Origin of the sequence: Streptomyces kaniharaensis (genome assembly GCF_009569385.1) — a bacterium.
In the GTDB taxonomy this organism is placed as follows: domain Bacteria; phylum Actinomycetota; class Actinomycetes; order Streptomycetales; family Streptomycetaceae; genus Kitasatospora; species Kitasatospora kaniharaensis.
In genome coordinates, this window is sequence record NZ_WBOF01000001.1 from 5,440,001 (window position 1) to 5,454,476 (window position 14,476).

Here is a 14,476-nt window from a genome sequence, read left to right on the forward strand (position 1 = left end):
GGGTGGAACGTTGACTATTCGGCACAGTGAGAGATTGGACGTTAGTACTGCCTTCGGGCGTGGAACGCGGTCTGGGATCGGCTGTGTCGGGCACGTTGTTGGGTCCTGAGGGAACGGAAACGTTGTCTCAGTGGTTGCCGGCCTCACTTGAGGTGGTCCTTTGGATCATTGAGGGTGGGTGACTGGTCGTTGTTTGAGAACTGCACAGTGGACGCGAGCATCTGTGGCCAAGTTTTTAAGGGCGCACGGTGGATGCCTTGGCACTAGGAACCGATGAAGGACGTGGGAGGCCGCGATAGGCCCCGGGGAGCTGTCAACCGAGCTTTGATCCGGGGGTGTCCGAATGGGGAAACCCGGCAGTCGTCATGGGCTGTCACCCGCTGCTGAACACATAGGCAGTGTGGAGGGAACGCGGGGAAGTGAAACATCTCAGTACCCGCAGGAAGAGAAAACAACCGTGATTCCGGGAGTAGTGGCGAGCGAAACTGGATGAGGCTAAACCTTGAGCGTGTGAGACCCGGCAGGGGTTGCGCTTGGGGGGTTGTGGGAATGAGCTTCAGTCGTCTGCCGGCGGCTGGGCGAGTCAGAAACCGTATGGGTAGTCGAAGGACATGCGAAAGGTCCGGCGTAGAGGGTAAGACCCCCGTAGACGAAATCTGTACGGCTTGCTTGCTCATCTCCCAAGTAGCACGGGGCCCGAGAAATCCCGTGTGAATCTGGCGGGACCACCCGCTAAGCCTAAATATTCCCTAGTGACCGATAGCGGATAGTACCGTGAGGGAATGGTGAAAAGTACCGCGGGAGCGGAGTGAAATAGTACCTGAAACCGTGTGCCTACAAGCCGTGGGAGCGTCGTTCGCCAGCTTGCTGGTGGGCCGTGACTGCGTGCCTTTTGAAGAATGAGCCTGCGAGTTTGCGGTGTGTAGCGAGGTTAACCCGTGTGGGGTAGCCGTAGCGAAAGCGAGTCCGAATAGGGCGTTTGAGTTGCATGCCCAAGACCCGAAGCGGAGTGATCTAGCCATGGGCAGGTTGAAGCGCGGGTAAGACCGTGTGGAGGACCGAACCCACCAGGGTTGAAAACCTGGGGGATGACCTGTGGTTAGGGGTGAAAGGCCAATCAAACTCCGTGATAGCTGGTTCTCCCCGAAATGCATTTAGGTGCAGCGTCACGTGTTTCTTGCCGGAGGTAGAGCACTGGATAGGCGATGGGCCTTACCGGGTTACTGACCTTAGCCAAACTCCGAATGCCGGTAAGTGAGAGCGTGGCAGTGAGACTGTGGGGGATAAGCTCCATGGTCGAGAGGGAAACAGCCCAGAACACCGACTAAGGTCCCTAAGCGTGTGCTAAGTGGGAAAGGATGTGGAGTCGCAGAGACAACCAGGAGGTTGGCTTAGAAGCAGCCACCCTTGAAAGAGTGCGTAATAGCTCACTGGTCAAGTGATTCCGCGCCGACAATGTAGCGGGGCTCAAGCACATCACCGAAGTCGTGTCATTGCAGCATAAGGGCCAACGCCTGCTGTGATGGGTAGGGGAGCGTCGTGTGCCGGGTGAAGCGGCGGTGGAAACCAGTCGTGGACGGTATACGAGTGAGAATGCAGGCATGAGTAGCGATACAAGAGTGGGAAACTCTTGCGCCGATTGACCAAGGGTTCCTGGGTCAAGCTGATCTGCCCAGGGTAAGTCGGGACCTAAGGCGAGGCCGACAGGCGTAGTCGATGGACAACGGGTTGATATTCCCGTACCCGCTTTGAAGCGCCAACGCTGAACCAGGTGATGCTAAGGCCGTGAAGCCGTCCTGGATCCTTCGGGTGAAGGGGAGTGGTGGAGCCGCTGATCCAAGTCTGTAGTAGGTGAGCGATGGGGTGACGCAGGAAGGTAGTCCAGCCCGGGCGGTGGTTGTCCCGGGGTAAGGGTGTAGGGCGTTGCGTAGGCAAATCCGCGCAACACGTAGCCTGAGACCTGATGCCGAGCCGATTGTGGTGAAGTGGATGATCCTATGCTGTCGAGAAAAGCCTCTAGCGAGTTTCATGGCGGCCCGTACCCCAAACCGACTCAGGTGGTCAGGTAGAGAATACCGAGGCGTTCGGGTGAACTATGGTTAAGGAACTCGGCAAAATGCCCCCGTAACTTCGGGAGAAGGGGGGCCATTCCTGGTGATAGCACTTGCTGCTTGAGCTGGGGGTGGCCGCAGAGACCAGCGAGAAGCGACTGTTTACTAAAAACACAGGTCCGTGCGAAGCCGTAAGGCGATGTATACGGACTGACGCCTGCCCGGTGCTGGAACGTTAAGGGGACCGGTTAGCTCCATTTCGGTGGGGCGAAGCTGAGAACTTAAGCGCCAGTAAACGGCGGTGGTAACTATAACCATCCTAAGGTAGCGAAATTCCTTGTCGGGTAAGTTCCGACCTGCACGAATGGCGTAACGACTTCTCGACTGTCTCAACCATAGGCCCGGTGAAATTGCATTACGAGTAAAGATGCTCGTTTCGCGCAGCAGGACGGAAAGACCCCGGGACCTTTACTATAGCTTGATATTGGTGTTCGGTTCGGCTTGTGTAGGATAGGTGGGAGACTGTGAAGCGGCAACGCCAGTTGTTGTGGAGTCGTCGTTGAAATACCACTCTGGTCGTGCTGGATGTCTAACCTGGGTCCGTGATCCGGATCAGGGACAGTGTCTGGTGGGTAGTTTAACTGGGGCGGTTGCCTCCTAAAGGGTAACGGAGGCGCCCAAAGGTTCCCTCAGCCTGGTTGGCAATCAGGTGTTGAGTGTAAGTGCACAAGGGAGCTTGACTGTGAGACTGACGGGTCGAGCAGGTACGAAAGTAGGGACTAGTGATCCGGCGGTGGCTTGTGGAAGCGCCGTCGCTCAACGGATAAAAGGTACCCCGGGGATAACAGGCTGATCTTCCCCAAGAGTCCATATCGACGGGATGGTTTGGCACCTCGATGTCGGCTCGTCGCATCCTGGGGCTGGAGTAGGTCCCAAGGGTTGGGCTGTTCGCCCATTAAAGCGGTACGCGAGCTGGGTTTAGAACGTCGTGAGACAGTTCGGTCCCTATCCGCTGTGCGCGTAGGAGTGTTGAGAAGGGCTGTCCCTAGTACGAGAGGACCGGGACGGACGAACCTCTGGTGTGCCAGTTGTTCTGCCAAGGGCATGGCTGGTTGGCTACGTTCGGGAGGGATAACCGCTGAAAGCATCTAAGCGGGAAGCCTGCTTCGAGATGAGCACTCCCACCTCCTTGAGAGGGTAAGGCTCCCAGTAGACGACTGGGTTGATAGGCCGGATATGGAAGCCCTGTGAGGGGTGGAGTTGACCGGTACTAATAGGCCGAGGGCTTGTCCTCAGTTGCTCGCGTCCACTGTGTTGTTCTGAAACAACGACTGCCCTGTCGGCGGGTCGAATAGTTTCATAGTGTTTCGGTGGTCATAGCGTGAGGGAAACGCCCGGTTACATTCCGAACCCGGAAGCTAAGCCTTACAGCGCCGATGGTACTGCAGGGGGGACCCTGTGGGAGAGTAGGACGCCGCCGAACAATCATTCCGAAAAACCCCTGATCCACTGGATCAGGGGTTTTTCGCATTTTAGGAGCTTTCCGAGTATCCGTGGAGAACGATCAGTTCTGGTCCTGCTCCTGGGACTGCGGTTCCGCCGACGGCTGGGTCTGCGCCGGAGCAGCCGGAGCAGTGGTCGGCGTAGCCGCTCCAGGGGCGGCGGGGGGTGTTGCCGTGCCCCACTTCGGGCGGCTGAGCCAGCGGCCGGTGGTGTTGTTGGTGAGGCGGGCGACGCCGGTTCCGTCCGTCCGCATGCTGTAGAGGTCGGCGGTGCCGCCTGCGGGGGCCTGGGCAAAGACGATCGAGCGGCCGTCGGGGGCGTAGGAGGCGGCGCCGTAGAAGGCGTCGGAGGGGGCGGGCGTCAGGGCGCCGATGGCTGTGCCGTCGGGGTGGACGGTGTAGATGCCGCCGCCGGGGGCGTTGTCAGCACCGGCCGGGTAGGTGGTGAAGAGGATCTGGGTGCCGTCGGGCGACCAACTGGCCCGGTCACCGGCGCGCAGTTCCCAGGGGGTGAGCTGGCGCAGGCCGGTGCCGTCGGCGCCGACGATGTAGACGGCCCTGCTGTTGGCGGGCTGGCCGCTGGCGCCGGTGCGGTACTCGAAGGTGAGCTGTTTGCCGTCGGGGGACCAGCTCGGGTTGCCGACCTCTCCCGAGTACGGCTTGTCGTTGGTGAGGAAGGTGAGCCGCTGGACGTTGCTGCCGTCCGGTGCCATCAGGTAGAGGTCGGAGTACTGGATCTGGTTCTTGCCGGCCGGGTCGAGGGCGCCCCAGGAGCGGCTGAATGCGAGTTGCTTGCCGTCGGGCGAGTAGGCGGGGGCGCGTTCGTCCTCGTTGGTGCAGTCGGCTGTGCCGTTGTCGCAGAGCTGGCCGATCTGCCGCTCGCCCTCGCCGGTCGCGGGGACGGTCCAGAGCCGGGCGCCCCCGGTCTGCGGGTCGGTGCGGTCGAAGGCGATGGTGCTGCCGTCGGGGGACCAGTCGGGGCGATCGTCGCGGGCGCGGTCGGGCGGCTGGGTGACCTGGCGCTCGCCGGTGCCGTCCGGTCCGACGGTGACGATGGCGCTGGTGGTGTGGTCGGGGTCCAGATAGGCGCGGCTGACGATCAGGCCGTTGTGCGCGGCCACCGCGGGGGCAGCGGGTGTGCCGGCAGCGGCCCCGACCGCGTCGGGTGCGGCGGAAGGAGTGTCGGCCCGGATCTCGGAGAGGGGGATCTCGCCCGGTTCGGCGCCGCAGCCGGTGAGCAGGGCTCCCAGCAGCAGAAGGCCCGCGCCAGCGTTTGCGCGGGTGCGGGTCGTGGTCGTGGGTGACAGCCCTGTGCCGGTCATCCGCGTCATCTCCGTCTCCGACCTCTCCGACTTCCGCTCCGTCGCCGATTCAGGACGAAGGCACCCGAAAGGAGCTGCCACTGTGTCAGACGGGAGGTGTCGGAGGCCGGGCGACACGCGTCGAAGCGCGTCCGCTCGGTCACACGGAGTAGAGGGAGAGGGAGGGAGGCGCTCAGCCCTGGGCGGCGCGGCGCTCAGCCTTGGCGGCGGCCTCCGCCTCGTCCTCGGCTTCGGCGACCTCCAGGGTGGGAGCGGTGCCGCCGAGGTGGGCGGGCTGCCACCAGGTGTCGTCCGGCCCGGCGGGCTTGCCGGGGTACTCGCGCTGGGCCTGGTCGAGCATCTCGCCCATCGCGGCCCGAAGGCGCCGGGTGACCATCACGGGCTTGTCGTTCGGTCCCAGGTGGATCGGCTCGCCGATCATGATGGTGACCGGGACGTGGCGCTTGGTCAGGGTCTTCGGACGGCCCTTGGTCCAGAGCTGCTGAGTGCCCCAGAGGACGACGGGCAGCAGCGGGGCACCGGAGTCGGCGGCCATCCGGGCGGCGCCGGTCTTGAACTTCTTCAGCATGAACGAGCGGCTGATCGTGGCCTCGGGAAACACCCCGACGACCTCGCCGGCCTTGAGGGCGCGGACCGCGGCCTCGTAGGCGGGCTGACCGTCGGTGCGGTCGACCGGGATGTGCTTCATTCCGCGCATCAGCGGGCCCGAGATGCGGTGTCTGAAGACCTCGTCCTTGGCCATGAAGCGGGTCATGCGCTTGCCGCCGCGGTAGGCGCCGAGGCCGGCGAAGAGGAAGTCCAGGTAGCTGATGTGGTTGCTGACCAGCACCGCTCCGCCGGTGGCGGGGATGTGTTCGGCACCCACGATATTGATCCGCACGTCGAGCGCGCGGAAGGCGGTGAGTGCGGCGCGGATCACCGGCGGGTACACGAACTCTGCCACGGTCAGTCCTGACTTCCACGGGCCGGAGCCCGGTACGGCGGGTCCCGCGCCGTTGCGCGGGAGCCGACCGGAGCACGGCACGCCGCGGCGGTCACGGGTGATACACGGAGATGATCCCCCGAACGAGTGCCTGCTGTCACGTGAGCGGTGCGGTCGAGCGGATATTCGCCGTATGATCTCCGTGATGACTTCGGGTGGGAACCTTCCGTGTGCCACCCGCGCGCGCCTCCCGCGGCGACTCAGGCGGCGGTGCCAGGGCGGCCCTGGGCCCGTCGGATCAGCAGGTACATCTCGCAGCCGAGGCAGTAGCCGAACGCGGCGTTGAGGAAGGCCGCGGCCAGAGCGAAGGCGGTGGCGAGCAGGCCGAGCCAGCTCACCTCGCTGAGGAATCCGAGGGCGCCGACGGTGGCGAAGACCAGGCCCACGCCCTGCGCGAAGCGCGGCGGGTCTTCGTTCTCGGTCTCGGTCGGCGGCGCCAGCCGGGGGCGAACGAACGTGCAGTAGAGCCAGCCGTAGGGAGAGACCCGAAGACCGCCGATGGCGGCGAGTGCGAAGACGGCGGCCTGTAAGGCGAGCAGTACGCCGTTGCCGGTGATCAGTACGGCGGCGAGGACGAGCGAGCTGAGTGCGGCGGCGAACCGGGGTCCGCGGGGATCGATCTGCACGAGGGCTCCGGAAGGGGCGCGACGGGCGGTGGAAGGGGACGCGTCCGGGCGCGTGTCAGCGACAGCGGGAGGTGGTGACCCGGGCCTGGTCGACGTGGCGGCGCGCGGTGAGCAGCGGCTGTGCGGGGCGGTCGGAGTCCATCCGCCGATGGTATGTGGCGTGGCCCCGGCGGTCGACCTGCCTGTCGGGGCCGGGGGGCGCTGCCGCAGACTTGGGGGATGACCGGGTTGGTGGTGTGCATTGTCGCTCTGGCGGCGACCACATTCGGGCTGATGCGGGCGACGTGCGACGGGAGGCTGAGGGTGCGCACCAAGGACGGGACGGTTCGGCTGTCGGGGTCGGAGCTGGGCGGGGCGCTGGGGGAGCGGGCCACCCTGGTGCAGTTCTCGACGGCTTTCTGCCAGCCCTGCCGGGCCACCCGCGGGGTGCTGGCGGAGGTGGCCGGCATGGTCGAGGGTGTCGCGCACGTCGAGGTCGACGCGGAGGAGCGGCTGGAGCTGGTGCGCCGGCTGGAGATCCTGCGGACGCCGACCGTCCTCGTGCTGGATGCCGACGGCCGGGTGGTCCGTCGGGCGGCCGGGATGCCACGCAAGGCGGACGTGATCGCAGCGCTCGGCGAGGCCGTCTGAGCGCGGATGGCGTCGCGCACGGCTGACAGTCGACAGACAGCCGGCATGTAACAGATGACAGCAGACAGATTTCGTCATCTGTTATCTGTTCGCCGTTCGCGGCGGGCGGGGAATCTCGCCGCGGATGTGCCGCCCTGTCGGGTGGTGTCGGGGGCGGGCTGGGGCAGGATGGGCGCAGGCGGCGGTGCGGCCGTCCGGCGTAAGCTACTGGCCAGTAGTGAGAACTGCGCTACTGGCGAGTATGCTGCCAGGAAGTTCCGGACCGGCACGGGAAACACGCTGCCCGGAGCGGGTGCGTGCCGCGTTCGCGCCCGCTTGCACAGCCGCAGCCGCCGGACGAGACCAGTACAGGAGACAGGCCGTGAGCTTGAGGATCGTTGTCTGTGTGAAGTACGTGCCGGATGCGACGGGTGACCGTCGGTTCGCGGACGACCACACCACCGACCGGGAGGGCGTGGACGGCCTTCTGTCGGAGCTGGACGAGTACGGCGTGGAGCAGGCGCTGCGGATCGCGGAGGCGAACGAGGGCGCCGAGGTGACGGTGCTGACGGTCGGGCCGGACGACGCGAAGGACGCGCTGCGCAAGGCGCTGTCGATGGGTGCGGACAAGGCCGTGCACGTGAACGACGACGACATCCACGGTTCGGACGTGATCGGGACGTCGGCGATCCTGGCGAAGGCGCTGGAGCGGACCGGGTTCGACCTGGTGATCGGTGGCATGGCGTCGACGGACGGTTCGATGGGTGTGCTGCCGGCGCTGCTGGCGGAGCGTCTGGGCGTGCCGCAGGTGACGCTGCTGTCCGAGGTGTCGGTCGAGGGCGGTGTGGTCAAGGGCCGTCGCGACGGTGACGCGGCGACCGAGCTGGTCGAGGCGGCGCTGCCGGCCGTGGTCTCGGTGACGGACCAGTCGGGCGAGGCCCGCTACCCGTCGTTCAAGGGGATCATGGCGGCGAAGAAGAAGCCGGTGGAGTCGCTGGACCTGGACGACCTGGGCATCGAGGCCGACGAGGTCGGTCTGGCCGGTGCGTGGACGGCGGTCGAGGCCGTGGCGGCGCGTCCGGCGCGCACCGCGGGCACGGTCGTCAAGGACGAGGGCGAGGGCGGCAAGCAGCTCGCCGCGTTCCTCGCCGAGCAGAAGTTCATCTAGTCCCACCCGTTCGCGCATCCAACGATCGATCAGGAGCAACGAATCATGGCTGAGATCCTGGTTCTGGTGGACCACGCCGACGGTGTGGTCCGCAAGCCGGCCCTGGAGCTGCTGACCCTGGCCCGCCGCATCGGCGAGCCGTCCGCCGTCGTCCTGGGCGCCGGTGCCGCCGCTGCCGACATCGCCGCCAAGGCCGGCGAGTACGGCGCGGCGAAGGTGTACGTCGCCGACGGCGCCGAGTTCACCGACCAGCTGGTCGTCCCCAAGGTGGACGCCCTGACCCAGATCGCGCAGGCCGCCTCCCCGGCCGCCGTGCTGGTCACGTCCTCCGGCGAGGGCAAGGAGGTCGCCGCCCGCGTGGCGCTGCGCCTCGGCTCCGGCATCATCACCGACGCCGTCGACCTGGAGGCCGGCGACGGCGGTCCGGTCGCCACCCAGTCGGTGTTCGCCGCGTCCTTCCAGGTGAAGTCCAAGGTCACCCACGGCGTGCCGGTCATCACCGTCAAGCCGAACGCCGTCGCCCCCGAGGCCGCCCCGGCCGCCGGCGCGGTGGAGAACGTCACCGTCGCCTTCACCGGCAACGCCGCCAAGGTCACCTCGCGCACCCCGCGCGTGTCCTCGGGCCGCCCGGAGCTGACCGAGGCCGCGATCGTGGTCTCCGGTGGCCGCGGCGTCGGTGCCGCCGAGGGCTTCGGCGTCGTCGAGGAGCTCGCGGACGCGCTGGGCGCGGCCGTCGGCGCCTCGCGTGCCGCCGTCGACGCCGGCTGGTACCCGCACAGCAACCAGGTCGGCCAGACCGGCAAGCAGGTCTCGCCGCAGCTGTACATCGCGGCGGGCATCTCCGGTGCCATCCAGCACCGGGCCGGCATGCAGACCTCGAAGACCATCGTGGCCGTCAACAAGGACCCCGAGGCCCCGATCTTCGAGCTGGTCGACTACGGCGTGGTCGGCGACCTCTTCGCCGTCCTCCCGCAGCTCACCGCCGAGGTGAAGACCCGCAAGGGCTGATCCGCCCCGAGCAGACAGTGAGGGCGTGGCACCGGGTACCCGGTGCCACGCCCTCCGGCGTTTCCGGGGTGGACGCGGGCGGCCCGTAGAGTCGACGGGACACCGTGAGAGAGATGGCGAGGACGCGAGCATGGCACTGCTGACGGCACTTCAGGGCGATTTCGGGGATGCCGCCGACGCGCTGCGGATCGACGGGCGGGCGCTCTCGCGGGAGGAGCTGCTGGGCGCCGCGACCGCCGTGGCCGACCGGGTGGCCGGGGCGCCCGCGCTCGCCGTGCTGGCCCGGCCGAGCGCCGAGACCGTCACCGCAGTGGTCGGTGGGCTGCTGGCGGGCGTGCCCGTGGTGCCGCTGCCGCCCGACTCCGGGCCCAAGGAGCGTGAGCACATCCTGCGCGACTCGGGGGCCGCGCTGCTGGCGCACGCCGTCGGGGATGCCCCGGTGGGCGGGGTCGAGGGGCTGCCCGTCGACCTGACGGAGCGTTCCGCGACGACGTACGCCGAGCCGGCCGGGGATGCCACCGGGTTCGTCCTCTACACCTCGGGCACCACCGGTGCGCCCAAGGGCGCGGTGATCCGCCGCGAGGCCGTCGCCGCCGACCTGGACGCGCTCGCCGCCGCCTGGCAGTGGACCGCCGAGGACACCCTCGCCCACGGCCTGCCGCTGTTCCACGTCCACGGCCTGCTGCTCGGCGTGCTCGGCGCCCTGCGCACCGGCAGCAAGTTGGTGCACACCGGGCGGCCCACGCCCGAGGGGTACGCGGCCGCGGGCGGCAGCCTGTACTTCGGCGTGCCGACCGTCTGGTCCCGGCTGGCGGCCGACCCGGAGGCGGCGGCCCGGCTCGCCTCGGCCCGGCTGCTCGTCTCCGGCAGCGCGCCGCTGCCCGTCCCGGTGTTCGAGAAGCTCGCGGCCCTGACCGGGCGTGCCCCGATCGAGCGGTACGGGATGACGGAGTCGCTCATCACCGTCAGCACCCGGGCGGACGGCGAGCGCCGGCCCGGCAGTGTCGGCCTGCCGCTGGACGGGGTGCGCACCAGGCTGGTCGGGGAGGACGGCGCGCCGGTGCCGTCCGACGGGGAGAGCGTCGGGGAGCTGCAGGTCGCCGGCCCGACCCTGTTCTCGGGCTACCTCAACCGGCCGGACGCCGACGCCGAGGCCCGGACGGCGGACGGCTGGTTCCGCACCGGCGATGTCGCGGTGATCGGCGAGGACGGTTTCCACCGGATCGTCGGCCGGGCCTCGGTGGACCTGATCAAGAGCGGCGGCTACCGGATCGGCGCGGGCGAGGTGGAGGCGGCTCTGCGCGACCACCCGGCGGTCGCGGACGCCGCCGTGGTCGGCGCGCCGGACGAGGACCTCGGACAGGCGATCGTCGCGTACGTCATTGCGGACGCTCCGGTGACGGGGGACCAGCTGACGGCCTTTGTCGCGGAGCGGCTCTCGGTGCACAAGCGTCCGCGGCGGGTCGTCCTGGTGCCCGAACTCCCCAGGAACGCCATGGGAAAGGTGCTGAAGAAGCAGCTGCTCGCGGAGGCCGGGAAGCGGTGATGAGGGGGCGTCGGATCCCTCGGCTGTGACGTCACCTCACTCTGATGAACTGTTCGGTTCTCACCCTTCGTGACCCTTCCTTTGGCGCACTTCGCTGCGCGCTGTGAGCGGGCGTGTGCCTAACGTGACACGCAGGCAGAACCGAAGCCGCTTCGCGGCAGTGAAGGAAGACAGCAGCATGACCACCGTCAATACCGGCGCGCCTGATGCCGCCGACGAGTCGACCGGGCAGCACGCCGCCACCATCGCCGACCGGCGGGCCGCCGCCCGTCCCTCCCGGGCCCGGCGGGTCCGCCGGGGGATAGGCATGATGGCTGTGATCGCGGCCGGCACCGGCGTGATCGGCCTCGCCACCGGCGCGACCCCCGCCGCCGCCGAGCCGGCGCCGGCCCACGCCGGCTGGGACGGGTCGCGGTACTGGTTCAAGAACAGCCAGGGGCAGTGGCGCTGGACCTCGCACCCCAGCGTCTACACGGCGCGGACCGGGACCGGGGCGGCGTCGACGTCGTCAACGACGACATCCGCGAGTGTGAGCTCCACCGGGGGGATCGAGCAGGGGTGGGACGGGTCGCGGTACTGGTTCAGGAACAGCCAGGGGCAGTGGCGCTGGACCTCGCACTACGACGTGTACCTGGACCGTACGGGTGGCGGGGGCTCGTCGGCCTCGTCCTCGCAGCCCTCCTCGTCCTCTTCGACGTCCTCCTCTTCGTCTTCGTCCTCGTCCTCGTCCTCGTCCTCGGCCGATGCCGCGCCTCCGGCGGCGGATCAGAACGTCGAGACGGCCATCCAGTTCGCGCTGGACCAGTTGGGCAAGCCGTTCATGACGGCGGGCAACGGGCCGAACGGCTACGACTGCTCCGGTCTGGTACAGCAGGCGTTCCGGCGTGGCGGCATCGACCTGCCGCGGGTGGCCAACGACCAGTACGCGGCCACCACGCCCATCACGGCGAGCCAGCTGCGCCCGGGCGACCTCCTCTTCTGGTCGCCCGACGGCACCCAGCGGGGCATCCAGCACACGGCGATCTACCTGGGCAACAACCAGTACGTCGAGGCCGCGCGGCCGGGGACCCTCATCCGGATCTCGAGCATCAGCAGCGGCTACTACCCGACGTACATGGGACGGCCGTAGGGCTTGTGCCGACGGCGGGGTGAAGGGTGCCAGGGTCTTCGTGGCCCGGGCATCCGCCCCGTCCTTCGGTTGCTCAGATGTCCGCCGGGCGCGGGAGGGCGCCCCGGGCGCCGAGGGCGGTGACGGCGAAGGCTCCTGCCGCCACCGCGACGGCAGCGGCCTCGACGAGCGGGGTGCTGCGGGCGAGCTCGGCGGCGAGGGCGCCGCAGAAGACGTCGCCGGCGCCGGTGGTGTCGACGGCGGTGACGGCGGGGGCGGGCAGTTCGGTGATCCGTCCGTCGGCGGCGACGAGGGCGCCCGCGCCGCCGAGGGTGATCACGGCACCGTCGGTGAGGTCCGCGAGCGCGCGGACGGCATCGGTCACGGTGGAGGCGCCGGTGAGCTGGCAGGCCTCCAGGGCGTTCGCGACGACGAGGGGACGGCGGCCGGTAGAGCGTGTGTCGGGGAGCGGACCGGCGGGTGCGGCGTTGTGCAGCCAGAGGGTGCCGTCGGCAGGGAGCGCGGCGGCCGTCGCGCGGATGCACTCCTCGGCGACCTCGCCGCTGGTGAGGACCACGTCGCGAGGGAGCAGCCGGGCGGCGGTGAGTGCGGCGGTGACCTCGGCGGCGGTGAGGCGGGTGTTCGCGCCCGGGACGACCACGATGCTGTTCTCGCCGGCCGGGTCCACCATGACGACGGCCTGCCCGGTGGGCGCGGCGGCGTCGGTGAGCACGGCGCCGGTGTCGACGTCGGCGCCGCGGAGGTCGTCGAGGGCCGCTCGTCCGTCGGCGTCCGCCCCCACCTTGGCGACCAGCCGGGTCGTCGCTCCCATCCGGGCCGCCGCCACGGCCTGGTTGGCGCCCTTGCCGCCGAACCCCTGCGTGGCGTCCGTGACGAGCACGGTCTCGCCGGGGGACGGGAGCACGGGGCAGCGGAGGATCCGGTCGACGTTGACCGATCCGATGACGACGACTCGGCCGGCGGGGCGCAGCTTCATCGTTCTTCTGTACGGGGTGGGGCGACTGCGCGCAAGCGGGTGCGGTGTGTGGAAAGCCAGCCGGATGCGTTCGGCGCGGACCGGGCGAGCCGGGCGCGTTCGGTGCGTGGTGGGCGTGTTGGCGCGTGCCGAGCGCCCGGAGTGTGCGCGGGGCGCGCGACTCGGCGAGAGCGCTGTTGTGCGGGCCGGTGAGCCGCCGTGGAGGGGCGCGCGGGGGCGGATCGTGGGGGTGCGAAGGGCGCGTGGAGAGTATGACGACCGGTCTACAGATTCGGGGCCCAAGGGGCCTGGCCTGGGCACATGCCTCTGTCAAGAGGCGGGCAGGGGCACCGCAGTGGGTGGGTCCGCGAGGTATGGGGACCGGCGCCGCGCGGGTACCACCACGGGTGGCGCTGGTTCGGCCAACGGGGGCGCCGCCCGGTGCGATCGGCATCGGGGAAAGTCGAGGGCAGGGGGACGCTGTGATCGTCTGGGTCAATGGCACGTTCGGGGCGGGCAAGACCAGTGCCTGCCGCGAACTGGTGGAACTGTTGCCCGGAAGCATGCTGTTCGATCCCGAACTGGTGGGGTTCGGGCTGCGCAGGACGCTTCCGGCCGACCGGATGGCGGCGGTGTCCGACTTCCAGGACCTGCCGGCCTGGCGCCGGCTCGTCCCCGAGGTGGCCGCCGCGCTGCTCGGCGAGGTGCCGGGCCCGCTGGTCGTGCCGATGACCCTGCTCAGAGAGGACTACCGGGACGAGATCTTCGGCGATCTCGCCTCGCACGGGATCGCGGTGCACCACGTCGTCCTGGACCCTGGAGAAACGATCCTGCGTGAGCGCATTGCGCACCGCGACGAATGCCCCGGCGATCCGGCGGCCAGCGAACGGGTCCGCCAGTGGTGTCTGGACCATCTGCCCCGCTACCGCGCCGCCAGGCGCTGGCTCGTCCGCGACGCCCGGCTGCTCGACACCGGTCGGCTCACCCCGCGCGAGACCGCGGAGCGGATCGCCGCGCTGGTCAGCGACGGCGCCGCCCGCTGCCCGATCGTCCAGACACCCGACCCGGGCGGGGACACCGTCGCCTCCGCCGTCCTGTTCTTCGACGAGCAGGAGCGCGTGCTCCTCGTCGACCCCGTCTACAAGCCCGACTGGGACTTCCCCGGCGGCGTCGTCGAACGCGGCGAGGCCCCCACCGACGCCGCCCTGCGCGAGACCGCCGAGGAACTGGGCCTCCGCCTCGACCCCGCCGCCCTGAGACTGCTCGCCGTCGACTGGGAACCGCGCACCGGCCCCCGCCGCGGCGGCCTGCGGCTCATGTACGACGGCGGACTGCTGGACGCCAAGGGCAGGCAGAGCCTGCTGCTCCAGCCCGAGGAACTGCGAGGCTGGCGCTTCGTCACGCTCGACGAGGCTGCCGACCTGCTGCCCCCGAGCCGGTTCCGGCGGCTTGCGGCCACGCTGGACGCCCGCCGCTGCGGCGAGTTGCGGTACCTGGAGGCCGGGCGGCGCGTCGCCCTCGGCCTGGCCCGGGCGGCGGACGCGGCGTAGCGAGTGGCCGGTGGGACGGCGGTGCAAC

At 68.9% G+C, this 14,476-nt stretch carries 10 protein-coding genes and 2 rRNA genes; 8 read left to right on the forward strand and 4 right to left on the reverse strand.

Going from position 1 to position 14,476, the window contains the following annotated elements:
- The first annotated feature begins 225 nt into the window (after positions 1 to 225).
- Both F7Q99_RS24320 and rrf read left to right on the forward strand, forming a co-directional pair.
- Positions 226 to 3,345 (forward strand): 23S ribosomal RNA (locus tag F7Q99_RS24320).
- 72 nt (positions 3,346 to 3,417) lie between these two features.
- A 5S ribosomal RNA gene (rrf, locus tag F7Q99_RS24325) occupies positions 3,418 to 3,534 on the forward strand.
- Between the two features lie 81 nt (positions 3,535 to 3,615).
- On the opposite strand, the gene F7Q99_RS24330 is transcribed toward rrf, so the two are convergent.
- The 3 genes from F7Q99_RS24330 to F7Q99_RS41430 all read right to left on the reverse strand — a co-directional run bounded on the left by F7Q99_RS24330 (position 3,616) and on the right by F7Q99_RS41430 (position 6,483).
- Positions 3,616 to 4,875 (reverse strand): TolB family protein, encoded by a 1,260-nt coding sequence (locus F7Q99_RS24330; RefSeq protein WP_195911157.1) that lies wholly within the window; start codon positions 4,873 to 4,875, stop codon positions 3,616 to 3,618.
- A 172-nt stretch (positions 4,876 to 5,047) separates the two neighbouring features.
- Complete coding sequence (locus tag F7Q99_RS24335) at positions 5,048 to 5,818, reverse strand: lysophospholipid acyltransferase family protein (protein WP_326847060.1); 771 nt, start codon at positions 5,816 to 5,818, stop codon at positions 5,048 to 5,050.
- 239 nt (positions 5,819 to 6,057) lie between these two features.
- Positions 6,058 to 6,483: a DUF4395 domain-containing protein gene (locus tag F7Q99_RS41430; protein ID WP_326847061.1), complete on the reverse strand. Its 426-nt coding sequence runs from the start codon at positions 6,481 to 6,483 to the stop codon at positions 6,058 to 6,060.
- A gap of 219 nt (positions 6,484 to 6,702) precedes the next feature.
- Here F7Q99_RS41430 and F7Q99_RS24345 point away from each other — a divergent pair, with 219 nt between their 5' ends.
- The 5 genes from F7Q99_RS24345 (at position 6,703) to F7Q99_RS24365 (ending at position 11,943) form a co-directional block, all read left to right on the forward strand.
- Positions 6,703 to 7,113 carry a TlpA family protein disulfide reductase gene (locus F7Q99_RS24345; RefSeq protein ID WP_153464757.1) on the forward strand — a complete coding sequence of 137 codons (411 nt, stop codon included), beginning with the start codon at positions 6,703 to 6,705 and terminating at the stop codon, positions 7,111 to 7,113.
- Positions 7,114 to 7,474: 361 nt separating this feature from the next.
- Positions 7,475 to 8,260, forward strand: coding sequence for an electron transfer flavoprotein subunit beta/FixA family protein (locus tag F7Q99_RS24350; protein WP_326847062.1), 786 nt, complete (start codon positions 7,475 to 7,477; stop codon positions 8,258 to 8,260).
- A gap of 45 nt (positions 8,261 to 8,305) precedes the next feature.
- Positions 8,306 to 9,268: an electron transfer flavoprotein subunit alpha/FixB family protein gene (locus tag F7Q99_RS24355; RefSeq protein WP_153464761.1), complete on the forward strand. Its 963-nt coding sequence runs from the start codon at positions 8,306 to 8,308 to the stop codon at positions 9,266 to 9,268.
- Positions 9,269 to 9,398: 130 nt separating this feature from the next.
- Entirely contained in the window at positions 9,399 to 10,814 is a 1,416-nt protein-coding gene (locus F7Q99_RS24360) for an acyl-CoA synthetase (RefSeq protein WP_153464763.1), read from the forward strand.
- 178 nt (positions 10,815 to 10,992) lie between these two features.
- Positions 10,993 to 11,943, forward strand: coding sequence for a C40 family peptidase (locus F7Q99_RS24365; protein ID WP_153464765.1), 951 nt, complete (start codon positions 10,993 to 10,995; stop codon positions 11,941 to 11,943).
- A 73-nt stretch (positions 11,944 to 12,016) separates the two neighbouring features.
- On the opposite strand, the gene F7Q99_RS24370 is transcribed toward F7Q99_RS24365, so the two are convergent.
- Entirely contained in the window at positions 12,017 to 12,919 is a 903-nt protein-coding gene (locus F7Q99_RS24370; protein ID WP_153464767.1) for a ribokinase, read from the reverse strand.
- A 461-nt stretch (positions 12,920 to 13,380) separates the two neighbouring features.
- Here F7Q99_RS24370 and F7Q99_RS24375 point away from each other — a divergent pair, with 461 nt between their 5' ends.
- Entirely contained in the window at positions 13,381 to 14,448 is a 1,068-nt protein-coding gene (locus F7Q99_RS24375; RefSeq protein WP_326847063.1) for an NUDIX hydrolase, read from the forward strand.
- Positions 14,449 to 14,476 lie beyond the last annotated feature (28 nt).

Coding starts and splice junctions, on each gene's coding strand:
- F7Q99_RS24355 (WP_153464761.1), top strand. CDS start 8,306: ATGGCTGAGATCCTGGTTCTGGTGGACCACGCCGACGGTGTGGTCCGC.
- F7Q99_RS24365 (WP_153464765.1), top strand. CDS start 10,993: ATGACCACCGTCAATACCGGCGCGCCTGATGCCGCCGACGAGTCGACC.
- F7Q99_RS24360 (WP_153464763.1), top strand. CDS start 9,399: ATGGCACTGCTGACGGCACTTCAGGGCGATTTCGGGGATGCCGCCGAC.
- F7Q99_RS24345 (WP_153464757.1), top strand. CDS start 6,703: ATGACCGGGTTGGTGGTGTGCATTGTCGCTCTGGCGGCGACCACATTC.
- F7Q99_RS24370 (WP_153464767.1), bottom strand. CDS start 12,919: ATGAAGCTGCGCCCCGCCGGCCGAGTCGTCGTCATCGGATCGGTCAAC.
- F7Q99_RS24330 (WP_195911157.1), bottom strand. CDS start 4,875: ATGACCGGCACAGGGCTGTCACCCACGACCACGACCCGCACCCGCGCA.